A 24,767-nucleotide genomic window follows, 5' to 3' on the forward strand; every position below is an offset into this window, starting at 1 on the left:
TGCATGCCGTGTGCCTGAGCTTTGCTGCGCCTGGTGCGGGTTCCTACGGCATGGAAGTGATATATGATTTTGAGATACAAAAGCTGCTTGCTTCAACTGCTTTGTCTTTGTTTCCTGATGGGTTGTCAAGGTGTGCTTGACCGCTTCCGGGATAACGCAGGGCATGACGCCTATGTCCCGGAGTTTCCCTCGGCTGTCGCGAGTTCCAACGCCGCTGCGTATTACTATTTTTCATTGGCTCAGATGAAGTTGAAGTCCGGTGATCTGAGCGAAGCAAAATGGTATTTAGAAAAAGCGATGCAATTCGATCCAAGGTCGGTTGCCATCCGAATGGAGTTGGCCAATCTGCATCTCCTGAACAATGATACGGATGCTGCACTGACACTTGTTCAGCAAGTACTTATAGACCATCCGGATAGCAGCGATGCCCTGACCCTGGCGGGCAGAATATATCAGCAGAAGAAGATGGATGCAGAGGCCAAGGCTTTTTATGAAAAAGCCTTGGCTGGAAATCCTTCCGATCCGAACATTTATATCCACTTAGGAAGAATTTACTGGAATGAAAGAAACTTGGCCAACGCCGAGCGTATTTTCCGTCTTATGGCGAAAAATTTTCCGGGATCTTACGCCGCACATTTTTTCAATGGGAAGGTGTTGGCCGATCAAGGAAAATTTGATGAGGCCATTGCCGCTTTTAATCGTTCTCTTGAGCTGGAGCCCTCTTTGGAAGAGACACGATTTGAATTGATCGATATTTATCGTAAACGACAAATGAACGCCGAGGTCGTCAAAACATATGAGTCTATTCTGGATTACAGCCCCGATAATATCAGAGCCTCCTTCGAATTGGCGGTCTATTTTCGGGAAATCGGCAAAGCGGCCAACGGATTGCCCTTGCTTTTAAACCTGGGCGCAAGAAGCCAAAATGACAATAGTATTCTATCCCACGTCTACGAAAACTACCTGGAGACTAAACAATATGAGACCGCAGCGTGGATTTTTGAGGGCATGCTGAAAGGCGCACCCGGAAGTTCCGAGCTTCATTACCTTGCTGGGGTGACCTACGATGGTTTGAATCGCGCCGAGAAGGCCTCAAGCCACTTGGAACAAGTCGCGCCGTCGTCCAGGTTCTATGCCAACGCAATGATTCATCGCGCTGTTTTGAAGCATGATACGGGGCAGGTCGATCAGGCGATAGATATTATTCGCCAAGCGCTTAAAACAGACCCGGAACAGGCGGAGTATTACCTCTATCTTGGCTCTTTTTACGAGGAATCGAAGCGATATAAAGAGGCCTCGGATATATTGGAAAAGGGATTGGCGCTCGATGCGGAGAACGTGCGCATGCGATTTCGGCTCGGTGTCGTTTTTGACAAAATGGGTCGGCGACAGGAGGCCATTGCCCTTATGGAAAAGGTCCTGCTTGCTGAGCCGGACAATGTCAAGGCGTTGAATTATCTGGGCTATACCTATGCAGAGATGGGCATTGAACTCGATAAGGCCGAGGCCCTGGTCATGCGCGCTTTGAAACTCAAGCCCCAGGACGGTTATATTACGGATAGCCTGGCGTGGGTTTATTTTAAGCAGGGAAAGTACGAGCAGGCGCTGATATGGCTGGAGAAGGCAGTGGCCTTGGTGCCCGACGATCCGGTCATCCTGGAACACCTCGGCGATGTGTATCAGAAGTTGAATAAGTCGGATCTGGCCTTGAAATATTACCAGCGTTCATTGGAGATCGAATCGAAAGATCGAGAAGATCTGGCAGAAAAAATTCGAGCCATCACGAAAAGGCCATGAAAGTTGCCATGCAGACCTTCACCCGATGCAATGGGACGTACTTTACTGGCTTGATCCTTCCTCTGATACTTTGCCTTTTTATCTTTTCGAGCATATCCGGATGCGGCTGGATGGCGGGGCCCCCAGAGCAAGACCCCATGGCACGGGATTTGATTGAGCAGTTGGCGCTCAAAAACCAGAATCTGAGTCGGCTCAAAGGAATCATGCACATTCGATTGATTTCCGCCCAGGGCAATTTGTCGGGGCGAGCCGCACTTGCCGCCATCTATCCGGATCGAATCAGAGTCGAGTGGCTTACATTCTTAGGGCAGCCACTGATGCGGTTCGCTGCGGACGGCAAGAATGTGGTGATCGATCTTCATGACGAGGATCAGATGTATCGGGTCAAACAGTCCCCGACGGCCCTGCAGAAGCTTATCCAGATTCCCATCGGGATCGAGGATCTTCTGCAAATATTGAAAGGCGCACCGCCATTGCCTGAGTATGCTGCCGCTCAGATGCGACCTGCCGAGGCCCAGAAAACGAAAGTCGCCCTGATTGGTCGTTGGCATGTGCTCAAGGGCGAGTTGAAAACATCCGCGGACTGTACCATCGAGGAAATGACCGCTTTCCAAAATGACGGCGCCATCGCTTATCGCGTGCGCTGGAAGGATTGGCGACCGCAGCAAGGGTATGAGTTGCCGAGAGAAATCGAAATCACAGCTGGCACAGGAGACATCTTGTCTCTGTTGATCGATCGGGTTTATCCGGAAGTCCCCGTCCTGCCGGAATTGTTCCAACTGGACGTTGCGCCTTCGCATTAGACTTCTCTTTAGAAAATGGCTCTTCATGTACACCCCTGTCGGGCAGGAACCGATGCTTGACAACTAAAGGCTCATATCGACCTGGATTTAATGGCTTCGGCCATTTCCATGGATAGACGCCATGATGCCCCATGCCTTGCCACGCCTTGTCGCAGATGCCACCCTGGGCAAGTTGATGACCCATCTGCGCCTTTGCGGATTTGACACCCTATTCGATCGGGGTATTCCCGACGCAAGGCGTCTGGAAAGGCTTTCTGGGGGGCATCGTATCGTTTTGACACGATGCCAGCGGGTTTGGCGGATGTTGGGGCACCCGCTATGCCTGTTTGTCGATGACGACCATCCGCTTGCTCAAATCCGTCAGGTGCTGCTCGGTTTAAATGTCCGAGCCATCGACCTTAAGCCCTTGAGCCGATGTTGCAGGTGTAACGAATTGCTGGAAACCGTGCCCAAAATGGAGGCTGCGGGATGTGTCGCCGATTATGTATGGCAATCCCATAAGCATTTTAAAAAATGTCGCTCGTGTGGACGCATCTACTGGGCCGGAAGTCATACCCAACGGTGGTTAAACCAAATGAATCAGTGGTTTTAGACCGTTACGGGCCCTTGGGGTGGCATTGCAAGCGACGCTGATTCTTGCTATATGCCCGAACAGCAGATGCGCCCGTGCGGCGACTGTCATCTGTTCGAGATAATGAGTGACCTTTAAATTACGAGAAAAGTCGAAAGCGAGCATCAGTTATGGCATCAAGAGAAAGCACGCCTTCCGGTACATCCGGTCAAAAGGCGCCATCGCAGAATGGGGACGACTCGATCAAAGAGGTCCTGGCGGACATTAAAACAAAATTGCTGGTCATGAGCGGCAAGGGCGGCGTGGGCAAATCGAGCGTGGCGGCTGGATTGGCGATGTATTTGGCGGTAAGGGGGTATCAGGTGGGCCTTCTGGATGTGGATATCCATGGCCCGAGCCTGGCCGGCATGATGGGGCTTCAAGGCCTTCTAGATATCGACGAGAACCAAAGGGTGTTACCCAAAGCCGTCAATGCAAATTTAAAGATCGTGTCGATGCAATCTTTAATGCAGAATAAAGACCAGGCGGTTATCTGGCGTGGCCCGGCAAAATCAGGAGTCATCAGGCAGTTCGTCGGTGATGTGCGCTGGGGGAAGCTTGATTTTTTGATCGTCGACGCCCCGCCGGGCACCGGTGACGAACCGATGAGCGTTGCCCAATATATTCCGGATGCACAGGCGATCATTGTCACGACTCCTCAGGATGTCGCTTTGGCCGACGTGCGCAAATCGATCAATTTCTGCCGAACCATACAGATGAAGATCATGGGATTGGTTGAAAACATGGGCCCCTTCACCTGCCCATGCTGTGGCAAGACCATTTCGCTGTTTAAAGCGGGGGGTGGACAACGCACGGCGTCTCAAATGGACGTGCCCTTTTTGGGAACGTTGCCTTTCGATCCCCAGGTGGTGAAGGTTTTCGATGGCGGGACACCGTTTGAATTGAAATCGGCTGCGGCCGACTTTATCGATGCCTTGGCCCAGCTTGTAGAAAAGGTCGAGGCTATTGCCAAAAACATGTGGGGCGGGCAATCGTCTGCCCAATGAGCGATCGCTGCGCAGAATCGAAATGCGGCGTTGTGCCGCCTCGTATTGCTTTAGGCCGGCGGCTGAGCCATTGCGATTCGGTGACGACCCTGGGCGTGCGACCCAATTTCGACGATTACAGCGACGAAGAACAAGAATTGATCCGACGGGCATCGACCATTTACTACCCGTCTTCCTTCTACGCCGAACTGTTCGATGCTTTGGGGAAAAAAACCTTCCCGAGTTACCACACATATAAAATCGCACAGGACAAAATCAAACAAACGGCGCTTTTTCAAATAGCCCGTATTCCCCATCCGCGCACACGCGTTTTTTTTGGAAAGCGCCAAAAAAAGCGTATCCTCGATTTTTTTACGTTGCCTCTGGTCGCTAAAGTGGCGCGGGGGTCCTCCCTCGGCAAGGGGGTTTTTCTGATACGAACCCCGGATGACCTGGCATGCTATTGCCTCGACCATTCGCCTGCCTATATTCAGGAGTATTTGCCGATCGACCGCGACATCCGCATCGTGGTCATCGGTGCGAAAGCCAGGCATGCCTATTGGCGGATGGCACCCCAAGGGGAGTTTCGCACCAATGTGGCCCGTGGAGGGACGATCGACCTTTCACCGGTGCCGCGCGAGGCCATCTCGCTTGCGGAGCGCACAGCCAGGGTTTTGCGCTTGGACGATGTGGGATTGGACCTTTGTGAACACAACGGCCAATTTTTGATCCTCGAGGCCAACATGAATTATGGCCGGGAAGGGTTCAAACACTCCGGCATCGATTACGGTAAAATGATGGAGCAGCTCATTCACGATGGACAGATTTGAAAAGAAAACGCTGACGCTTTCCAACCTGAAAGCCGAGCTCAATCAGAGAGAGACGGTTATCTATTCTCAGTCCGCTGCATTCAGCAAGGACGCCTTGCGCCGCCGGCCAGAGGAAAGGGTGCAATCCGGCTATCGACAATCCTATGCCCTGGACACCGACCGCATCCTTCATTCGATGGCCTATGCGCGCTATATCGACAAGACACAGGTTTTTTACCTGATTCGCAACGATCACATCACCCATCGCGTCCTGCATGTGCAACTCGTTTCCAAAATCGCCCGTACCATCGGACGGTTTTTACACTTGAACGAAGACCTCATCGAAGCGATCGCCCTCGGACACGATATCGGTCATACGCCGTTCGGACATGACGGGGAGCGTTATTTGAGCAAGCTATGTGTAGATGCCGGTATCGGCCATTTCCTGCACAATGTGCAGAGTATCCAATTCCTGGACTGCGTCGAGCGCAAAGGCAGGGGGTGGAACCTGACATTGCAAACCCTGGATGGGATCCTCTGCCACGATGGTGAAATTCATAACCAGGTATTGCGGCCACAGGGAGAAAAATCATTCGACACGCTCGGATTGGAAATGGCGAAAAAAAAAGCAGATCCCGATTTCGCCCTGATGCCCATGACACTGGAAGGTTGCGTGGTCCGAATGGCCGACACGGTCGCATATATCGGACGCGACCTGGAAGATGCGATACGTCTGCAGGTCGTCCAGCGCGGCGATTTGCCCGTTGAGGTAACCGCGGTATTGGGAGACAGCAACGGCACCATTGTGTATAACCTGGTGACCGACATCATCCACTGCAGTCATACGACAGGCCACATCGCTTTCAGCGACCGTGTTTCCAATGGCTTGAAGCAACTCAAACAGTTCAACCTTGAGAGAATCTATCTCAATCCGACTATCAAAAAGAATGCCGCTGCCATTCAGACGCTATTTGAACTTCTGTTTGAATCCTACCTGAACGATTTGCAGAAAGGAAACGAGAGATCCAAGATATTTACCGGCTTTTTGGCCGATATGTCGGAAGAGTACATCGAGTCACATCGACCCGCCGAGATTGTGCGTGATTTTATCGCCGGAATGACAGACCGCTATTTTCTGCTCCAGTGTCCCGAGCGTCTGCGTCCCAATGTCATCGATGTGTCCTGATCGAGACCAAAAAAGGGTTGAGTTTTAAGGTCGAAAACTATAAACATTAAAGCAATTTAATGCGCATTTCGAAACTTTTCGAGGGAGAACCCGAATGAAAAAGGTCAAGATCGGCATATGGCTCATCATCATCGTTTTTCTCGGGCTTATTATTTACCAGAATAGGGATTTCTTTTTTGTCAAGAGAAGCTTGGGAATTGATCTGACATTTGCCGTTTACGATTCTCCGGAATTACCGGTGGCCCTCTATTTTACCGCGATTTTTTTTATCGGCGCGTTGATCGTGTACTTGTTCGGTCTGGCGGAGCGATACCGCTCCGGCAAGCAGGTCAGGGTGCTGCGGCAGACCTGCGATGCGCAACGACAAGCCATCGATGACTTGAAAAAAGATGTCCAGGCGCTCAGACCCCAGCCGCTTTCCGGCCAGACCTCATCCCCTTCACCGGTTGAAACGGAGGTTACTCAAGAACAGGGGCCAGAACTTCAGGTCGAAGACGCAAACGGACAACATGCCGCGAAGCAATAACGGACGGTGGATAATCTTCGGCCAAGCCGAAGTTGGACGAGAAGATATATCGGCAGCCATGACAACGGGCTTGCCGATTTTCCTTACCCGCGAACCTCACCCTCATAAAACATCAGTTTGACATGAATGCCCCGAAAACCACCCCCATGCTGCAACAATACCTGGCGATAAAAGCTTCTTGCCGGGATGCGATTCTTTTTTATCGCATGGGCGATTTTTACGAGATGTTTTTTGAGGATGCCAAACTGGCCTCGCGGGAGTTGGAAATCACACTCACTTCGAGAAACAAAAACGAACCGGCGCCTGTGCCCATGTGCGGCGTCCCCTACCGGGCAGCACAGAACTACATCGCCCGCCTCATCGATCGTGGCTACAAGGTGGCCATCTGCGATCAGGTCGAAGATCCGGCCGCCGCCAAAGGGTTGGTGCGAAGGGAAATCGTGCGTGTCGTCACGCCGGGCATGATTGTCGAAAATGAGTTGCTCGATGCCAAGACGAACAATTACCTCCTCGCCCTGGCTGTTGTTCAGAACACCTTGGGGCTTGCGCATCTCGATATTTCCACCGGAATGTTCCGTGTGGCGGAAACCGGCCAGGCCCAAAAGATCGCAGACGAAGTGCAACGGATTACTCCCAAAGAGGTGTTGTTGCCCGATGGATCGCAGCGTGAAGCACTCGTACAACATCTCGCGGCTGCTTTAGGCGAACGCACCGTCAACTGGTTGGATCCTTCCGTATTCGAACACCATCGCGGCCGCAAACGATTGATCGAGCAATTTCAGACACGTTCCCTGGAGGGTTTCGGCTGTCAGCACATGACGGCCGGAGTGGGCGCGGCCGGTGCGCTGCTGTTTTACGTACAGGAGACCCAGAAGCAATCGGTGGCCCACCTGCGACATATCGAGACCTACCATCTCGAAGAGCATCTGGTGATCGATCTTTCGAGCCGTCAGAACCTGGAACTTGAAAAAAACCTGCGTGCCGGCGGTCGCCAGGGCACTTTGATCAGCATTCTGGACCACACCAAAACCGCTATGGGCGGTCGGATGCTCAAACAGTGGTTGCGTTATCCGCTGATCGAGGCCCAGCTCATCGGTGACCGCTTGGATGCCGTGGAAGAAGCTCTGGCGCAAAGCGAACTGCGGCGAAAGCTTTTGGAGGCCTTGACCGCGGTGTACGACCTGGAGCGGCTGAACAGCAAGATCGTCATGGGCCATGCAAATGCCCGGGACCTATTGGCCCTGGGGCGTTCCCTTGAGGGCCTCCCGCAGATTTGGGCGTTGCTGACCTCCTTTCACAGCCCGCTGTTTCAGGTGCGGTTGCCGCTCGATGAACTTCAAAAGCTGGGAGAGTTGATCGGTCGTGCCATTCGGGAGGACGCCCCACCGACGATCAATGAAGGCGGAATGATACAAACGGGGTATCATGCGCCGCTCGACGAGCTGATTCAACTGTCCAAGGACGGGAAAGGATATCTGGCCCAACTCGAAGCACGCGAACGGGAAGCTACAGGTATCAATACTTTGAAAGTACGATACAACAAAGTCTTCGGGTACTATATCGAAATCTCCAAGGCTCAGGCCAAAGAGGCGCCGGCCCACTACGTACGCAAGCAGACGCTGGTCAATGCGGAACGGTACATCACCGATGAACTCAAACAGTTCGAATCCAAGGTCCTCGGTGCCGAGGAAAAGCGATGCGCCCTGGAACTGTTACTTTTCAACGATATTCGGGAGCGGGTGAAGGACAACAGCGACCGGTTGCAGGGCGCGGCCAAATTTATGGCCAGAACTGACTGCCTTCTGGCCCTGGCCGAGGTGGCCGATAGAAATGACTACTGCCGGCCCCGGATCAACACCGAGGGCGTGATTCATATCCAAGAGGGGCGGCATCCGGTGGTGGAAAAGATGATTCGTGGCGAACGATTCGTTCCCAATACGATCCACCTCGATGACGACCAACAGCAGATACTGGTGATCACCGGTCCCAATATGGCCGGAAAATCAACCGTGTTGCGCCAGGTGGCGCTGCTGGTGATCATGGCTCAGGTTGGTTCTTTCGTTCCCGCCGAAGCGGCCGACATTTCCGTGACCGATCGGATTTTCACCCGCGTCGGGGCGTTGGATAACTTATCCGCAGGTCAGAGCACGTTCATGGTCGAAATGGAGGAAACCGCCAATATCCTCAATCATGCCACCCCCCGCAGCCTGGTGATCATGGATGAAATTGGCCGCGGTACGAGCACTTACGATGGGTTGAGCATCGCCTGGGCCGTGGTGGCTTTCCTGCATGATCTGAAGGATAAGGGGGTCAAAACCCTGTTTGCCACCCACTATCACGAGTTGACCGAACTGGCGGATTGCAAGTCGCGCGTCAAAAATTTCAACATCGCCGTCAAAGAGTGGCAGGATCAGATCATCTTTCTGCGGAAACTTATCCCCGGGGGGACCAATCGCAGTTATGGCATCCAGGTGGCAAGACTGGCAGGTATTCCGGAACAGGTCATTATAGAGGCCAAGAGGGTGCTCGAGCGGGTGGAAAACCACGCCCCGGCCGGCAACGGCTCGATGCCGGCGCAAAAGGGCCGTGATGGCCGGAAATCCAGGCCCGTTCAATTGGACTTGTTCAAACCGTTCGAGACAGAGGTCATCGAGCATTTACGAGCCATTGATTCGAATTCGATCACTCCTTTGCAAGCATTGAATTTGATCCAGAATTTGCAGGACAAGATCAATAAGACACATTGACAATGGGCAGTGCTCATGTTTTCTTGGATACAAAAAATGACGCCACCGTAAAAAGCCCAATATCCGTGTTGTGCGCATCCCGTCGTCTTTGCGGCGTGCGACAAGTACGACTCAGGACACGGAATTTCGCACGCCTTGATCTTGAACTTTTTACGGCGCCGTCCTACAGAGACTTTTTACATTGCTATCAAAAAATAGACGTGTTCATCGAGACAGACGGATGTAATGATATGGCCAATCGCGATACAACACCTCGCTCCGGACAAGAGAGAAAATTTTCATTTACATGGTTTTGGTGCTGGCTTCTTGTTTTCTCAATCTCCTCTGTCCTCGTCCCGGTGTCTCTCTGGGCGGCGACCGCTAAATCCAAATACTATACGGCCGAACGCTGTATGCTGGAACTGCGCAAGGACACCAAGCGGCAGAAATATCGTGACCAGTGGATGCAGTGTATCCAGAAGTATCTTGCCGTTTATCGACACGACCCGCATGGGCCCTGGGCTGCGGCAGGACTTTATAACGCAGGGATCATGTATGGCGATCTCTACCAGCTCTCGTATCTCGAAGCGGATCGACAAGAATCGCTTGACCTGTTGGGGCGTGTGACGCGGCATTTTCCGAAGAGCAGGTACAGCGCAAGGGCCCAAAAGGCGATCGACCAATACACCCCCGATCAAGCCACCGCTCAGAAATCGGCTGCCGACAGACCTGAAAAGCAAGCCGCGACCCACCTGCAACCATCGGCCGCCCAATGGTATGAACGAGCGGAGGCCAATGACCAAAAGCTGAAGGAGAACCTCAGACTACAGAAATTTCGAGATCAATGGATAAAATCCATCACCGCATATCGCAACGCGTATCAAGCGGAGCCGGACGGCGCTCTTGCAGCGGCCTCCATGTATGGCTTGGCCGGAAGCTACAGCGGGCTTTACAAATGGTCCCGCAACGATGTGGATCGCAACCAGGCCCAGAAAACCCTGGAGGATTTGATCCGGCAATTTCCCAACAGCCCGTTTACCGAGAAGGCACGCAATGATCTGGCGAGGTTCGCGCCTTCGAGTGTTCATGCCGCCTCGCCCGATCCCGTATCCGACGTGATTCTATCTGCTGACGTGAGCAATCGGCCGGTGGTCGAAGCAGTTCCGGGCGTGGCTTCCGGCGAAACCGCTGTCGTGGAAGGCTTGCGGTTTTGGTCCAATCCGCGATATACGCGCGTGGTCATCGACGCCAACCTCGATACCATCTTTACGCATCACGAATTGCGCGAAGATCCGGCCATCGGCAAACCCCAACGCATCTATATCGATGTCCATAACAGTCGTTTGAGCAAGGATCTCCAAAAAGTCGTCCCGATCAACGACAACCTGCTCAGCGATGCGCGCGCCGGACAATATAACAGCGATACGGTGCGCGTGGTTGTGGACATCAAATCTTCCAAGACATTTAAGATATTTTCGCTGAAGAATCCGTTCCGCATCGTGTTGGATGTGTGGGGGGAAGATTCGGTCGACGGGGTGCAAACGGCGGCGACCGAAACGGGCGTAGTGGCTCGCAGCAATGGCAAACTGCCCCAGAGTGCCATCGTCAAACAGCTGGCATTGGGGGTCAGGCGCATCGTTATCGATCCCGGCCATGGCGGCAAGGACTATGGAGCTCCCGGATACCTGAAAGGCGTGCATGAAAAACAGGTTGTTTTGGAAATCGGAAAAAGACTGGCGCAGAAGATACGCACCCAGCTCAATTGCGATGTGGTCCTGACGCGGGATCGGGATGTCTTCTTGAGCCTGGAAGAACGAACTGCTATCGCCAACACCCAAGGGGCGGATTTATTTGTCTCCATCCACACCAACGCCTCACCCGACAATCGTGCCTATGGCATCGAGACGTTTATCCTCAATCTGGCGACCGATGACGATGCGATCCGTGTGGCGGCCCGGGAGAACGCCACCTCATTAAAGAACATCAGCGATCTTGATTCGATTTTAAAAGATTTGATGAATAACGCCAAGGTGAGCGAGTCGACCCGTTTGGCCAGCTATGTCCAAAAGGGAGCCCTTGCCCAGCTGAAACAGAAGTACAGCCACATCAAAAACAAGGGGGTGAAAAAAGCACCTTTTTATGTGCTGCTCGGTGCCGAAATGCCCTCGATATTGATCGAAACCTCGTTCATCAGTAACCCGAGGGAATGTCAGCGTTTGACCAATGGGCATTATCAGGATCTGTTGTGTCAGGGCATCGTAGACGGTATTAAGCGGTATATCGAAGAGATCAACCCCATGGCGTTTCAAAGGCGCCAGATGGAAAAAGATGAAGGCTGAGTGGCAGCCCATTTCAGACAGGTTTGAAGATTGATTCACAAGGAGGCACAGATGACTTACAGCAACATCATGTTTGAGACGACCGATGGGATTTCGACCATCACCTTTAATCGACCCAAAGCGCTCAATGCGCTGAACAGCGACTTGCTGGGTGAGCTCGATCGCGCGTTGCAGGAAATCATTGGAAACGAAGAGATCCGGGTGCTGGTGCTCACCGGTACCGGTGAAAAGGCGTTTGTCGCCGGGGCGGATATTACGGAATTGGCCAAACTCGATACCCTTTCAGCCAAGGTGTTTATCAATAAGGGGTTGTCGATTATCAACAAAATCGCGGAGCTGCCCATACCCGCCATCGCTGCGGTCAACGGTTTTGCCCTCGGTGGCGGTTTGGAAATCGCCATGGCCTGTGATTTCATCTATGCCTCCACTTCGGCCCGTTTCGGGCAGCCTGAAATTAATCTGGGCCTCATCCCCGGATACGGAGGCACCCAGCGGCTGCCTAGAATCATCGGTATCGGTCGAGCCAAAGAGCTCCTTTTATCCGGCAAGATGATTTCCGCAGAAGAAGCCTATCGACTCGGCATCGTCAATCGCACCCTGGCTCCCGACGCGTTGATGGGGGAGGTCATGAATATCGCGCGGGAAATGGCCACCAAGGGAAAAGTAGCACTGCGCGCCATCAAACAGGCGGTGAATTATGGACTGAATGTGGACCTCCCTTCCGGCCTGCGGATCGAGACGGATGCGTTCGCCGTCTGCCTGGCCAGTTCCGACGCAAAAGAGGGGACGTCGGCGTTTCTCGAAAAGCGCAAACCTCTCTTCAAAGGCCGGTTGATCCCATGACGGCAAATGGGGCATTTGTTGAGAGGCCTCTATTGAACAGGTGAATACTCAGAGCGACCTGAACTGAATCTCGATGCGAGGGAAAAGGAGGAGCACCCCGATGATATATAATATGGAATTCGAAACCATGCCGCGAGAAGCGCTGGAGGCCATCCAGCTTCGCCGATTGCAGGCAACCGTTGAACGCGTATTCGCCAACGTTCCTTTTTACCGGAAGAAATTCGCCGAAGCGCACGTCACACCGAACGATATCCGTTCCATTCAGGACCTTCGCCGGTTGCCGTTTACGACCAAGCAGGATTTGCGGGATAATTATCCTTTTGGCATGTTCGCCGTTCCCATGGATCACGTGGTGCGCATCCACGCTTCTTCCGGAACCACGGGCAAACCAACTGTTGTCGGCTATACGGCCAGGGATATCAAGACCTGGGCCGAATTGATGGCACGAGCCTTGATGGCCGGCGGTGCCGATAGAGGCGACATCATCCACAATGCCTATGGCTATGGCTTGTTCACCGGAGGCTTGGGCGTTCATTACGGCGCGGAGCTGCTGGGTGCTTCGGTCATCCCGGTATCCGGCGGCAACACCCGGCGACAGGTCATGATCATGAAGGATTTCGGGCCGACCATCATCACCTCGACACCGTCCTATAGCCTTCATCTATCCGAAGTGGCGGAGGAGATGGGCGTTTCTTTCAAGGATCTGAAGTTTAAATACGGCATTTTCGGCGCCGAACCATGGTCCGAGACCATGCGGAACGAGATCGAGAAAAAGCTCAACCTGGTGGCCGTCGATATTTATGGCCTGAGTGAGGTGATGGGGCCGGGGGTGGCCATCGAGTGCAAGGAAGCAAAGAACGGTCTGCATGTCTTTGAGGACCATTTCATTCCGGAAATCATCGATCCCGAGACCCTCGAACCGCTGCCCTTCGGCCAGCTTGGCGAACTGGTCTTCACGACCATCACCAAAGAGGCCTTTCCGGTCATTCGCTACCGGACGCGAGACATTTGTTCCCTCAATCCAGAGCCGTGCATTTGCGGAAGAACGCATCTGCGTATGAGCCGGGTCACGGGTCGAAGCGATGATATGCTGATTATCAGGGGGGTGAATGTCTTTCCATCCCAGATCGAAAGCGTGCTGATGGATATAGAGGGCGTGACGCCCCACTACCAGCTGGTCGTGGACCGCGAAGGTGCACTGGATATTCTGACGGTCCGGGTAGAAGTCAGCGAGGGGATGTTTTCGGACGAGGTAAAACAACTGCAGAGTGTGGAGCGGACTATTTCAAAAAATATCAAAGAGTTGTTGGGTGTATCGGCTAAAGTGAAACTGGTGGAACCCAAGGGAATTGCCCGCAGCGAGGGGAAGGCCGTTCGGGTGATCGACAATCGAAAGCTCTAAACTTGACAGCGGCGAAGCATGTTGGCGCACTGAAAATTGAAACTACTCGTCCGTGAGGTCGACTCAAAGGATATAAGGAGGCACTATGCTGGTGGAACAAATTTCCGTCTTTCTCGAAAACAAATCTGGAAGGTTGTCGGAAGTGACCGCTATCTTGACCGAAGCAGGTGTCAATATTCGCGCACTGGCCTTGGCCGATACATCCGATTTTGGCGTGCTGCGCCTGATTGTGGACAATAAAGACAAGGCGATTGATGCCCTGAAGGACAATGGGTTTACCGTCGGCAAAACCCAGGTGCTCGCCGTTGAGGTGGAAGATCGTCCCGGTGGTTTGAATTCGATCCTGGAAATATTGAAAGCCAACAAGATCAACGTGGAATATATGTATGCCTTTGTACGGCACACGGGCAAAAATGCCGTCATGATTTTTCGGTTCGATAATATTGCGGCAGCCACGGAGATCCTTAATTCCAAGGGCGTGACGATTTTAAATGAGGAGCAGTTAAACGCACTATAGTCCCACTCGAAAAGTTTGCAGGGCTGAAAACGCTCGGGTGGCATCGCTGTTCACTGCCGCTGCTCGGGCGTTTTAATTTTTATTGCCGGAATTGACCTTAACGTTTACCTTTCAAGGGCCGATATTAACTGTCAGGCGGACAGTCGGCTCACACTGGGTCTTCCGGCCCATAAGTGATAACTCACTGTAGGTGTTGGAGAAATGCACCGTAGAGGCCATTGACTTAACTTTAGCTTTACGTTTATATTGAATTTTATAATTTTATTTACTTAACATAAAACCTGAAGGGCCGGGTCAGCCCCTCATACCCTGTGGGAAAGGTTTATGCAAAAACAAGAGCCATCGTCTATCGGCACGCTTCAATTGATTTGGGGAATCGCGCTGGCCCTGGCCGGCGTGGGCGTGTTTGTGCGAATCCCCCAGGTGATGCCCAAAATCGCTCAGATCGAGGTTTTTTCAACCAGCACCGGCATAATCCGCATCTGTTTCTATTTAATGGGTATTATTCTTTTAGGTGGTGGGATACAAAAGATCTACCGATACATGATATCATCGAAACCGGATCGCAATAGTTGAACCAAAAATCCGGTGCAGGGATTGTGATATGCTAAAAGCAAACGAGGCACAAACCATCTTGGACAACGACGGCGCAGGACCGGGGCCGGTAGCCGACTACAGGGCCAAACTCCAGGAGATCGGCAATCGTATCAATGCTGCCCGGGATCTGGACGATATTCTCATCGATTTGAAGGAAGAGATTACTTCTCTTTTTTCCGCGGAACGCATGACGATCTATGTGATTGACGGCGTCAAGCGGGAGATGGTTTCCAGGTTCAAGACCGGCGACGAGATCGCCGAGATTCGGGTACCGGTCGGCAAGGATTCCCTGGCCGGTTATTCTGCCCTGACCCACAAGCTACTCAATATCGAAAATGTGTATGATGACAGCGAATTGGCTGCCATCGACGAAAGTCTCTGTTTTGATAAATCCTGGGATCAGAAAACCGGATACCGTACAAGACAGGCGCTGGTTTACCCGATCATATTTCAAAAATATCTCATGGGCGGCCTCCAGCTGATTAACCGTAAGGGCGGCGGTCGATTTACATCCGAAGATGAAAAGGCCATTGCCGATCTGGCCAAAATTATCGGTATCGCCCTTTACAATCAGAAACGAATGGCCGCCAGGGGAGGGCGTACCACCAAGTTCGATCACCTGCTGGAAAACCATCTGCTTACCCAGAAAGAGATTACCAAGGCCATCACCGACGCCCGTCAGCGCAAAGAGCCGATCGAAAGTGTGCTGATTCGTGAATACAAGGTCCCCAAATCAGAGCTGGGCGAATCCCTGGCAAGATATTACAAGGTGCCATTTGTGGCATACAACGCCACCTTTCCCATTCCTGGAGATCTGCTCACCGGCCTCAAAGTCCCATTCATGCGTAACAATGTGTGGGTGCCGCTGAGAACCGAAGACAACAACCCCGTCGTCGCCATCGACGATCCACACGACCTGAAACGCATCGATGAGATCAAGGCTCTGTTCCCCGGCCGCAGGATGAAATTCGTGGTGGCCCTAAAGCAGGACATTCTCGATTTCATCAAGCTTTTCACCGCCGACGAAAAGGAGATGGCCCAGATCGATGACATCCTGTCCCAATTGCAGGATGAACATCATGAGATCGAAGAGGCCGAATCGGGGGTGGGCGAGGAGGACAGCGCCGTCGTCCAACTGGTCAACAAAATCATCCTGGACGCCTATGCCCGAAATGCATCGGACATTCATATCGAGCCCTATCCGGGCAAGCAGAACACGATGGTTCGCATTCGCGTGGATGGCGCCTGTACGGTGTATCAGACCATCCCTTTTGCATACCGTAACGCCGTGGTGTCGCGTATTAAGATCATGTCGGACCTGGATATCGCCGAGCGGCGCCTGCCTCAGGACGGCAAGATCAAGTTTAAAAAATATGGCGGGAAAGACATCGAGCTTCGTGTCGCGACGATTCCCACCCAGGGGGGGCTCGAAGACGTGGTCATGCGTATTCTGGCCGCCGGAGAGCCGATTCCGTTGATCAAAATGGGGTTTTCAGAGGCCAACTACGAGAGTTTCCTCCAATCCGTGGTCAAGCCATATGGATTGATTCTCGTTTGCGGCCCCACCGGCTCGGGTAAGACCACCACCTTGCACTCGGCCCTCGCCTATATCAATAAAACCGAGACCAAGATATGGACCGCCGAGGACCCGGTGGAAATTACCCAGAAAGGGCTTCGGCAGGTGCAGGTCAAACCCAAGATCGGTTTCGACTTTGCCGCCGCCATGCGATCTTTTCTCCGTGCCGACCCGGACGTCATCATGGTCGGCGAAATGCGCGACAAGGAGACCACCCACATCGGTATCGAAGCGTCGTTGACCGGTCACCTGGTTTTCTCCACACTGCATACCAACAGCGCGCCGGAAAGTATCGTCCGTTTGCTCGATATGGGAATGGACCCCTTCAACTTCGCCGATGCCATTTTATGTATCTTGGCCCAACGCTTGGTCCGCACCCTGTGCCCGGATTGTAAAAAAGAGTACAATCCATCCGAAGAAGAATTCAATGAACTCGTCAGAGAGTATGGGCAGGAAGATTTCGAGCGCAATATGGGGCTCAAATTCAACCCGGAGATGATCCTTTGCAAGCCGGCGGGGTGTGAGTTGTGCAATAATACGGGGTATCGCGGCCGTATGGGCATACACGAACTGCTCACCGGGACCGACGAGATGAAGAAGTTGATTCAGGTGCGGGCCAAGATGGAAGACATTCGTGACCAAGCGATCAAGGATGGCATGCGTACCCTCAAACAGGACGGTATCGAGAAAATTTTCGGCGGGCACACCGATCTGTTGCAGGTGCGCAAAGTTTGTATAAAATAAGTTTAAAGTTTAAAGTGTTAAGTTTAAAGTCTTGCGTCTTAAGGCGCTTGGGCTTCATACAGGCGAGGTTAAACCCCGTCCCTGCGCCGCCCGGTCAGGGCAACTGTCGGTATTGCCACCCAGCTCTCGTAGGGGCGGGCTTTATGCCCGCCCACGGCATTTCAAGCATCTGAATGCTTTCACTGTGAGTTTTGCAATGCTTTCCTGAATTTTTCGAGTTGTTCCTCGTAGATTTTTCTGTCCTCGGGATTCATCTCCAATGCCTGCCGTTCGGCGGCAATGGCCTCTTCTAAGCGACCGTTCACGAATAGCGCCTCGGCCAGCGTGTCCCAGATGTGCGGTGCGGGTTTCAGACCGATGGCCCGCTGGGCAAGGATAAGTGCGCGTTCGGGATCGTATGCCTCGCTATCCCTGCTGGTGGCCAGCAGCCAGGCGAGGTTGTTGAGAATGTCCGGATCGTTGGAATTGAGCGCAATGGCGTTTTCGTAATGCGCTATGGCGGCATCGAGGTTATTGCGCTCCAGGTAGATGGTCCCGATCAGGCCGTAAAGCAGGGCGTCTTCTTCGGTCTTGGGTTCCTTGTCGAGCAAATAATTTTCTATCGCCGTGAGAGTGAATTGTCGATTGCTCTGATTGAGCACCATCTGATTGAGTTGGAAAACCGCGACGGCCAATATGGAAAAGCCGATCAGGTAAGCGATGATGCTATTGCGTACCTTACGGTCGTGCCGGTCGATCCAGGCAGGGGATTGCTCGCAACGTACCAGGTAATCGATGCGTTCGCGAATACTGAAATGGTGCCAGTTGGGCTTTTCCGCCGGCTGGCCGCTGGCATCCACGATTTTATTAAAGGTTGCAATCAAGGCATGGGCATCAGGAAAGAGGCGATAGACAAAGAGGTCGGCCTGGCGCTCGAAATTTCGGATAAAAAAACCGAAGATGAAACGGAAGTAGAGAACAATCCCTAAAACGAGAAAGAGCGCGTACAGACTGTAAATAAAATTCACCGGGTTGATCTTCAAGGAGAGAATAACACCCAGAATCGTTTTGGAAAAAATCGTGGTGGCGACGCTCAGCGGATAGGCCGCGTAGGAAATCAGCATGAACCCGACAAAAAGCAGCAGGTAAAGGGGCAGGTGTCGGCGTTTGACATGGCCGATTTCGTGGGCGATGACCTGATCGATCTCCTGGGGGCTCAAGAGTTGCAGCAGCGCATCGGTGACCAGGATATATCGAAAGCGACCGACGAGCCCCATCACGCCGGCCGTTATCATTCGGCCCCCGAATATGGGCCAGTAGACTATGTCGGCGTAACGGACGCCGGTCCTTTGGCAAAGGGCTTCGATACGGTTCCGGAAAAACCCTTTTTCCAAAGGGCGACAACGCCAAAAACGTTGGATCAGCAGGGGGGCGAAAATGGCTGCCACCACCAGAAAAATCAGAAAATAGAGCGTTTGCCCGACGGAACTGTCGAGGATGCGTTTGGGAAGTTCAGATGGGAGCAGGTGGATCACATCCGACAGCCCGAACAACACCAGCCAGGGAAGCAGGACCGGAACGCTCAGGGCGACATTGGAATAGACATAGTCTTTGCGTGAGAGGTCGCTCTGGTAAATCACTCGTTGGGCATCGTAGGCGAAAACCCATACCAGGGTCATGTATCCGACGAAAAGGATGAGAAACATCAGGTCCGCCAACGTGGGCATCATCTGGAAGAGTGTTACCTGCGCGAGGTGGGAGGGTAATTCGAGTGCCCAGATAGCTATTCCAAAGGCGATCAATGCAAGAATCAGGTGGCGTGTCACCAGAAGACCGAACCGATGGTCCAGCCGCAGGCGATTCTCCGATCCGACCCGCTGAGCCAGACGATGAAAGCGATTTCGCGTATAGACAATGAAAAGGATAGATAAACAGATCAGGCCCAAAAAGGATTCGTAGGGACCGAGCGCCGGTGTTGAGGATGGCTGATAAAGGGTCAGCGTGATCAGTGCAATGATAAAGTAGATGAAATGTGCGAACATCGTCGGTCACCGTATATCATTGCGTTGGAGCGTCGATGGCGTGAGCTCGTTTCGTTCCGGGGAAATAGCGCTCTTTCTCGCTGTAGATGCAACCGCAATATGCTTGGCGATACATACCCATTTGTTTGGAGGCCTCTATGCCTTCTTCCCATCCCAAGCGAAAATCCTGATAGTGGAAGGGAATTCCAGTCTCCTTGCCGACCGCTTCGCCAATCGATCGGATGGCATCGTGTTTTTGGAATTTGCTGTAAAGCAAAGTGGTCGAGAAACAGTCGAATCTGCCCCGCTTGGCGATCAGCGCCGTAGATCTGAGGCGATCATGATAGCAAAGGGCGCAGCGGTTCGATTCGCGGAAAACCACGTTTCGAAGAAAGCCTTCGAGGTCGTATTCGGGTGCGATGATCAGCTTCAGATCGGCCGACCGGCCGTAAGATTCAAGTGTCTCCTGACGCTTCAGGCATTCAGTGAAGGGATGAATGTTGCTGCGATAGAAATAGCCCATTACGTCGAAACGATCTTCGCGTAATATCCTGAGGGGATAGATGCTGCAGGGAGCGCAGCAGATATGCAACAAGAGTTTCATGACCGCTCACCAAAAATACAGGTGCCGAGTCGAACCAGTGTGGCTCCCTCTTCGATGGCGGATTCGAAATCGCCGGTCATTCCCATGGAGAGTTCTTTCATGTCGACTCCTTCGATGCTCAAGGCGTGGAGCCGATCTTTCAACTGTTTCAGTGCAGCAAAAAATGGACGAGCGCCTTCGGAATCGTCGAAAAAGGGCGGTATGGTCATCAACCCTTTGACGCGGATGCTTTTGAATCCGGAAATCGACCGAATCAATTTTTCGGTCTCGGCCTCGGCTGCGCCCGATTTGGATGCCTCGCCACTGATATTCACCTGAACAAGGATATCCTGGACTTTACCGACTTTGCGTGCCTGCTTGTCCAACTCCGCAGCCAGTTTGATCGAATCCACCGTGTGGATCAGATCGAACAGCCGGACGGCATATTTGGCCTTGTTGCTTTGCAGGTGGCCGATGAAATGCCACTGTACCGGTGTGTGGACGAGGGCATCGAATTTTTCTCTCGCTTCTTGAATGTAATTTTCGCCGATAATGGCGGCACCGGCATCGATGGCGGCCTGTATGGCTTCGACAGAATGGGTTTTGCCCACGGCGACCAGCCGAATCTGTTCAGGGGACCGGCCGCTACGTTGCGCCGCAGCAGCGATGCGTTCCATGGCCCGCGACAGGTTGGCCCGGATGGTTTCTTTCAGTTCAGAAGTCATTGTTCATCACCGGGTTGTGCATCTTCTGTCCTTGATATCCCGAAGGGGTGATGCGCACCACCCTTTCACGGATCAGGTGTTCGATCACTTCGCATACCGGCAGGCCGACCACATTGGTATACGATCCGTTTATTCGCTTGACCAAAAATGTCCCCAATCCCTGGATGGCATAGGCGCCGGCCTTGTCAAAGGGTTCACCGGTGCTGATATACCATTCGATCTCTTCGTCTGAAAGCTGTTTGAAGATTACATCGGTGCAGACGCTGTCGGTGATTTCCTTTTTTTCCGTATCACAACAAATCGTATACCCGGTATAAACTTGGTGCGTCTGTCCACTCAAGCGGTACAACATATCACGGGCTTGCTCAAGGTCATCAGGTTTTCCCAATATCTCATCTTCAATCACGACGATGGTATCGGCGGCAATCACCCAGCTGTCTGGATGCAGTGCGGAGATCTCTTGTGCCTTTAAACGTGACAGGGTGCAGGTATATGGAGCGGGTCGATCCATTGCCAGTGCATTTTCATCGATATGACTGGGCAACACATCGAACTCGAGGCCGGCCTGGGTTAGCAGGTATTTGCGTCTTGGCGATTGGGAGGCCAGGATGATTCGTCCATTTTGCGTTTTTTTCACCATGCGGTGGGTTCTATCAAATGGACCTAAGCTTGGCAAGATCGCGGCCGACCTCAAAGAAAACTTGATCAAAATAGAAAAAACGCCCGGTCATGCCGACAAAGCAAGGGACCGGGCGCATGAATCAAGATGATTTGGGTTAGAATTTGAATTTGCCGACCGTGGTATCCAATTGCGAAGCCAGTTTGGAAAGCTGTTCGGCATTCATATTGACCTGGGCGCTGCTGTTGGACATATTGCCGGCCGCCTGGGTGACCTCGGAGATCTCTCTGGCGATATCGGCGGCCACCGTGTTGCTTTGACCCACGTTGAGATTGATGTCGCCGATCCCTTGGGATGCCTGGGCCACGTTTCCTGCGATCTCCTTGGTGGTCGTTGACTGCTCTTCGACCGCCGCCGCAATCTTGGACACGATATCGTTGACCTCGTTGACCACCTCGGTAATGTTGCTGATCTGGACCACGGTCACCTGGGTCGATGATTGAATGGCCGATACCTGACGCTTGATCTCGCCGGTGGCCTTGGCCGTCTGCTGGGCGAGTTCCTTGATTTCATTGGCAACGACGGCAAAACCCTTGCCGGCTTCACCGGCACGGGCCGCTTCAATGGTGGCATTCAAGGCCAATAAGTTGACCTGCTCGGAGATATCGGTGATGGTTTCGACCACTTTGCCGATCTCCTGGGCCGCACGCCCCAATTCATCTACCTGTCCCGAGGCCCCTTCCGCATGGGAGACGGCGTTGTGCGTCACGCTGCGCGCTTTTTCGGTGCTCTGTGCTATTTCGCTGATCGTGACGCTCATCTCCTCGGTGGCCGAAGCGACCATGTTGACATTGGTGGCCGCTTCGTCCATGGTGCCGGCCACGGTGCTCATGTTGGCACTCATTTCTTCGGAGGCTGAAGCCACCGATTGCGCGCGTTGGGTGGTCTGGTCGGCGCCTTCGGAAAGGGCTGCCGATATCTCATACAATTCGCTGCCGGATTGCTTGAGTCTGGCCGCGTTGTCCGCCACCTCCCTGATGATCGCCTGCATCTTCTCGTTGAACAGATTGAACCATTTGGCCAGGTCACCCACCTCGTCCTGGCTGCTCACGGTGATCCGTTTGGTCAGGTCACCTTCGCCTTCGGCGGCGTCTTTGAGACCGGCCACCACATTATTGATGGGTTTGGCGATGGAGTTGCTGATCACAAAGATCATCAATGCGGCCAGCAGTACGCAGGCGATCGTGACCACGAGGCTCACCTGACCCAATCTTTTGGCCGGCGCCAGGACTTCGTCCATATGGATGGTGATCGCTACCTTCCATGGCATGGTCGAGAGCTGTTTGAAGGCCGCCCACTTGGATACGCCGTCCAATTCATAGGTATACATGCCTTCGGTTTTGCCTTTCATTTCATCGAAACCGGTTTGCTTGCTCATATCGAAATTGAGCTGCATCTCCCGCTTGGGATGGGCAATGATGCGACCTGCGGATTCGTACAGATAGGCATGGCCCGTTTGACCGATCTTGATGCGATCGATGAAAAGTTCATTGATTTTCGAAATGTCGATGATCCCCAGCAGCGCACCGGTGGATTGATCCGCCTCTGAGATGCGGGCCGCCAGAATCATTTCGGGGGCACCGGTATCCGGGTTTTTTTGTAAATGAATGGCAAAAGGCGCCCCTTCCATGATGTTTTTGAAGTAGGATTGATCCTGAATGGTAAGTTTCCCTATGACCTCCGTGTCGGCAGCGGCTGTAATTTGCCCCTTGGCGTTGGCCAGGCAGACATTCCTGTAATACCCATAGACCTCTTTGAGATTGGCGAGCTGGCCGTTGGCAGATGACGCCGCTGCCCTGCCCATGAACGAGCCCTGCACGGCGGTCATATAGATTTTTTGCTGGGACCAGTTTTGGACATCCAGGGTGCGGTCGCTCAACCACCGGTCCAGCATCTGGGAGGCCAGGTCGATCGTTTTTCCCAGATCCTTGGAGAGCATGTCGCTCAGGGTGTCTTTAGAAGAGACATAGGAGATCGTCGAAGAGATTCCCATGCCCAGCAGGATCAGAAGGATCGTGGGAATAAGGAACTTGTTGCGCAATTTGAGTTTTGTCCATAGGCTGCTCATAACATTTTCTCCATTGACCGGCTTGGCCGGGGATGCGTGGTACGACGTGATTCCCGATCGGCCTGCCTCTTTGACGCTGCTCGGAGTGACCCCGCGGTGTCGGTAAGATGCGGCCGGATCGGGAACTATAGGGATAGGCGTTGCCTTATTCTTCGTAGATCGCTTCGGCAGTCGAGAGGATCTCGTATGGAATGTCGATCTTGTATTTTTCGGCGGTTTTCACGTTGATGACAAGCTTGCCCTTGGTGCTGGCGACGTAGGGGATGTCCTTAGGCGCTGTACCCTCAAGGACTTTAAGGGCCACTTCGGCGGCCTTCATGCCCATGGCCTTTTCCGATGTGACGATGGAGAAGAGGGCGCCGGCCTTGACATCCACCTCGGATGCGGCAATGACCGGTACCTTGGCATTGTCTACGGTCCAGCGGGTGGTTTCGGTGCGGCTCAGCTCCCTATCGCCTTTGACGACCCGGCTAGTGTCTGCCAGGTAGATGAAATCTTCTGAGAAATTTTTAACCGTGTTTTCCCACTCCTCGAAGGTGTCCACCAGATACATCTCCTTGAAACGCACGCCCGAGGCAGCTTCGAGTTTGTCGGCGCCTGCGAACAGGTATTGGCGTACCCCGGCCATGGCGAGGCTCTGTTTGCTGATCAGGGACACGGTTTTTGCACCGGTCAGTTTATGGGTCATGGACCAGATGTCGGCGGCATAGGATCCGCGGGTCACGCCGGTGATATTCTCCTTGGGCAGCCCCAAAGTTTTAGGGTCCCCAAAAACATAGGTAAAAACGATCGGTATATCGTCAATTTTCATACCCACGTTCTTGACGCAGTCATCGGAAAGGGTGATGATCAAGTCTGGTTTCGCTTGTCTGGCCTTTTCAACCGCCCTGGCGCCGACAGCCGCTTTTTGTTCCTCGCTTTCGGCCATATCCAGCTCGACCCACTGATATATCGGGGTAATGCCGGCGGTCTGCAATCCCTCATTGATGCCATCGTATACAAGCGTATAACCCGCGGCGGCGGCCTTTTGTTCCGATACGGCCGAAATGACCACCACTTTTTTGGCGGCCAGGGCGTTGCCCGTCAGCAGCGCCATCGTCAATACAATTGCCGTGAATACTCCGATTTTAAAACGTATCATTATCGTCTCTCCTTAACTTTGAATTGATTGTAAACAAAATGGGATGAATGGTTAGCGTATCTGGATGAAATTGAAGTGTGTTCTCCTGGTACGAATTCGCTCGTCGGCGC

The 24,767-nt window shown here is 53.0% G+C and carries 20 protein-coding genes; 14 read left to right on the top strand and 6 right to left on the bottom strand.

The features are described 5' to 3' along the window. The first annotated feature begins 63 nt into the window (after window positions 1–63). The 14 genes from DFT_RS10385 (at window position 64) to DFT_RS10450 (ending at window position 17,461) form a co-directional block, all read left to right on the top strand. On the top strand, window positions 64–1,797 hold the full coding sequence (locus tag DFT_RS10385) for a tetratricopeptide repeat protein (RefSeq protein WP_054031128.1): 1,734 nt from the start codon (window positions 64–66) through the stop codon (window positions 1,795–1,797). Between the two features lie 137 nt (window positions 1,798–1,934). Continuing rightward, on the top strand, window positions 1,935–2,600 hold the full coding sequence (locus tag DFT_RS10390) for a DUF4292 domain-containing protein (protein ID WP_161807123.1): 666 nt from the start codon (window positions 1,935–1,937) through the stop codon (window positions 2,598–2,600). A gap of 124 nt (window positions 2,601–2,724) precedes the next feature. Then, a complete protein-coding gene (locus DFT_RS27280; protein ID WP_369688325.1) occupies window positions 2,725–3,192 on the top strand; it encodes a Mut7-C RNAse domain-containing protein in 468 nt (155 codons plus the stop codon). Window positions 3,193–3,341: 149 nt separating this feature from the next. Then, the gene (locus tag DFT_RS10400; protein WP_054031131.1) at window positions 3,342–4,217 is read left to right on the top strand and encodes an Mrp/NBP35 family ATP-binding protein; all 876 of its coding nucleotides are present in this window, start codon (window positions 3,342–3,344) and stop codon (window positions 4,215–4,217) included. A gap of 32 nt (window positions 4,218–4,249) precedes the next feature. Further along, window positions 4,250–5,026 carry an ATP-grasp domain-containing protein gene (locus tag DFT_RS10405; RefSeq protein WP_152971937.1) on the top strand — a complete coding sequence of 259 codons (777 nt, stop codon included), beginning with the start codon at window positions 4,250–4,252 and terminating at the stop codon, window positions 5,024–5,026. Then, entirely contained in the window at window positions 5,013–6,191 is a 1,179-nt protein-coding gene (locus tag DFT_RS10410; RefSeq protein ID WP_054031133.1) for a deoxyguanosinetriphosphate triphosphohydrolase family protein, read from the top strand. Before DFT_RS10405 ends, DFT_RS10410 begins: the two co-directional genes overlap by 14 nt. Window positions 6,192–6,285: 94 nt before the next feature. Next, window positions 6,286–6,717 (top strand): LapA family protein, encoded by a 432-nt coding sequence (locus tag DFT_RS10415; protein WP_054031134.1) that lies wholly within the window; start codon window positions 6,286–6,288, stop codon window positions 6,715–6,717. A 122-nt stretch (window positions 6,718–6,839) separates the two neighbouring features. Beyond that, entirely contained in the window at window positions 6,840–9,464 is a 2,625-nt protein-coding gene (gene mutS / locus DFT_RS10420; RefSeq protein ID WP_054031135.1) for a DNA mismatch repair protein MutS, read from the top strand. 392 nt (window positions 9,465–9,856) lie between these two features. Continuing rightward, window positions 9,857–11,782: an N-acetylmuramoyl-L-alanine amidase gene (locus DFT_RS10425; RefSeq protein ID WP_054031136.1), complete on the top strand. Its 1,926-nt coding sequence runs from the start codon at window positions 9,857–9,859 to the stop codon at window positions 11,780–11,782. 51 nt (window positions 11,783–11,833) lie between these two features. Then, entirely contained in the window at window positions 11,834–12,625 is a 792-nt protein-coding gene (locus tag DFT_RS10430) for an enoyl-CoA hydratase/isomerase family protein (protein ID WP_054031137.1), read from the top strand. Window positions 12,626–12,725: 100 nt separating this feature from the next. Then, window positions 12,726–14,027 carry a phenylacetate--CoA ligase family protein gene (locus tag DFT_RS10435; protein ID WP_054031138.1) on the top strand — a complete coding sequence of 434 codons (1,302 nt, stop codon included), beginning with the start codon at window positions 12,726–12,728 and terminating at the stop codon, window positions 14,025–14,027. A gap of 85 nt (window positions 14,028–14,112) precedes the next feature. After that, entirely contained in the window at window positions 14,113–14,544 is a 432-nt protein-coding gene (locus tag DFT_RS10440; RefSeq protein WP_054031139.1) for an ACT domain-containing protein, read from the top strand. A 324-nt stretch (window positions 14,545–14,868) separates the two neighbouring features. Continuing rightward, window positions 14,869–15,120: a hypothetical protein gene (locus DFT_RS10445; RefSeq protein ID WP_054031140.1), complete on the top strand. Its 252-nt coding sequence runs from the start codon at window positions 14,869–14,871 to the stop codon at window positions 15,118–15,120. Between the two features lie 28 nt (window positions 15,121–15,148). Beyond that, window positions 15,149–17,461 (top strand): GspE/PulE family protein, encoded by a 2,313-nt coding sequence (locus DFT_RS10450; RefSeq protein ID WP_083453433.1) that lies wholly within the window; start codon window positions 15,149–15,151, stop codon window positions 17,459–17,461. 179 nt (window positions 17,462–17,640) lie between these two features. Here the strand turns inward: DFT_RS10450 and DFT_RS10455 are convergent, their stop codons facing one another. From DFT_RS10455 to DFT_RS10480, 6 genes are all read right to left on the bottom strand, one after another. Further along, on the bottom strand, window positions 17,641–19,482 hold the full coding sequence (locus DFT_RS10455; RefSeq protein WP_054031141.1) for a M48 family metallopeptidase: 1,842 nt from the start codon (window positions 19,480–19,482) through the stop codon (window positions 17,641–17,643). A 16-nt stretch (window positions 19,483–19,498) separates the two neighbouring features. Further along, on the bottom strand, window positions 19,499–20,065 hold the full coding sequence (locus DFT_RS10460; protein ID WP_054031142.1) for an epoxyqueuosine reductase QueH: 567 nt from the start codon (window positions 20,063–20,065) through the stop codon (window positions 19,499–19,501). Then, a complete protein-coding gene (locus tag DFT_RS10465) occupies window positions 20,062–20,769 on the bottom strand; it encodes a YggS family pyridoxal phosphate-dependent enzyme (RefSeq protein WP_054031143.1) in 708 nt (235 codons plus the stop codon). The genes DFT_RS10460 and DFT_RS10465 overlap by 4 nt, the downstream gene beginning before the upstream one ends. Next, complete coding sequence (locus DFT_RS10470; protein ID WP_054031144.1) at window positions 20,759–21,409, bottom strand: Maf family protein; 651 nt, start codon at window positions 21,407–21,409, stop codon at window positions 20,759–20,761. The genes DFT_RS10465 and DFT_RS10470 overlap by 11 nt, the downstream gene beginning before the upstream one ends. A gap of 136 nt (window positions 21,410–21,545) precedes the next feature. After that, on the bottom strand, window positions 21,546–23,516 hold the full coding sequence (locus DFT_RS10475) for a methyl-accepting chemotaxis protein (protein WP_054031145.1): 1,971 nt from the start codon (window positions 23,514–23,516) through the stop codon (window positions 21,546–21,548). Between the two features lie 145 nt (window positions 23,517–23,661). Next, window positions 23,662–24,657 (bottom strand): ABC transporter substrate-binding protein, encoded by a 996-nt coding sequence (locus tag DFT_RS10480; RefSeq protein ID WP_054031146.1) that lies wholly within the window; start codon window positions 24,655–24,657, stop codon window positions 23,662–23,664. Window positions 24,658–24,767 lie beyond the last annotated feature (110 nt).

Origin of the sequence: Desulfatitalea tepidiphila (genome assembly GCF_001293685.1) — a bacterium.
Lineage (GTDB): Bacteria > Desulfobacterota > Desulfobacteria > Desulfobacterales > Desulfosarcinaceae > Desulfatitalea > Desulfatitalea tepidiphila.

Coding starts and splice junctions, on each gene's coding strand:
- DFT_RS10385 (WP_054031128.1), top strand. CDS start 64: ATGATTTTGAGATACAAAAGCTGCTTGCTTCAACTGCTTTGTCTTTGT.
- DFT_RS10390 (WP_161807123.1), top strand. CDS start 1,935: ATGGCACGGGATTTGATTGAGCAGTTGGCGCTCAAAAACCAGAATCTG.
- DFT_RS27280 (WP_369688325.1), top strand. CDS start 2,725: ATGCCCCATGCCTTGCCACGCCTTGTCGCAGATGCCACCCTGGGCAAG.
- DFT_RS10400 (WP_054031131.1), top strand. CDS start 3,342: ATGGCATCAAGAGAAAGCACGCCTTCCGGTACATCCGGTCAAAAGGCG.
- DFT_RS10410 (WP_054031133.1), top strand. CDS start 5,013: ATGGACAGATTTGAAAAGAAAACGCTGACGCTTTCCAACCTGAAAGCC.
- DFT_RS10415 (WP_054031134.1), top strand. CDS start 6,286: ATGAAAAAGGTCAAGATCGGCATATGGCTCATCATCATCGTTTTTCTC.
- mutS (WP_054031135.1), top strand. CDS start 6,840: ATGAATGCCCCGAAAACCACCCCCATGCTGCAACAATACCTGGCGATA.
- DFT_RS10425 (WP_054031136.1), top strand. CDS start 9,857: ATGCTGGAACTGCGCAAGGACACCAAGCGGCAGAAATATCGTGACCAG.
- DFT_RS10430 (WP_054031137.1), top strand. CDS start 11,834: ATGACTTACAGCAACATCATGTTTGAGACGACCGATGGGATTTCGACC.
- DFT_RS10435 (WP_054031138.1), top strand. CDS start 12,726: ATGATATATAATATGGAATTCGAAACCATGCCGCGAGAAGCGCTGGAG.
- DFT_RS10440 (WP_054031139.1), top strand. CDS start 14,113: ATGCTGGTGGAACAAATTTCCGTCTTTCTCGAAAACAAATCTGGAAGG.
- DFT_RS10445 (WP_054031140.1), top strand. CDS start 14,869: ATGCAAAAACAAGAGCCATCGTCTATCGGCACGCTTCAATTGATTTGG.
- DFT_RS10450 (WP_083453433.1), top strand. CDS start 15,149: ATGCTAAAAGCAAACGAGGCACAAACCATCTTGGACAACGACGGCGCA.
- DFT_RS10455 (WP_054031141.1), bottom strand. CDS start 19,482: ATGTTCGCACATTTCATCTACTTTATCATTGCACTGATCACGCTGACC.
- DFT_RS10460 (WP_054031142.1), bottom strand. CDS start 20,065: ATGAAACTCTTGTTGCATATCTGCTGCGCTCCCTGCAGCATCTATCCC.
- DFT_RS10465 (WP_054031143.1), bottom strand. CDS start 20,769: ATGACTTCTGAACTGAAAGAAACCATCCGGGCCAACCTGTCGCGGGCC.
- DFT_RS10470 (WP_054031144.1), bottom strand. CDS start 21,409: ATGGTGAAAAAAACGCAAAATGGACGAATCATCCTGGCCTCCCAATCG.
- DFT_RS10475 (WP_054031145.1), bottom strand. CDS start 23,516: ATGAGCAGCCTATGGACAAAACTCAAATTGCGCAACAAGTTCCTTATT.
- DFT_RS10480 (WP_054031146.1), bottom strand. CDS start 24,657: ATGATACGTTTTAAAATCGGAGTATTCACGGCAATTGTATTGACGATG.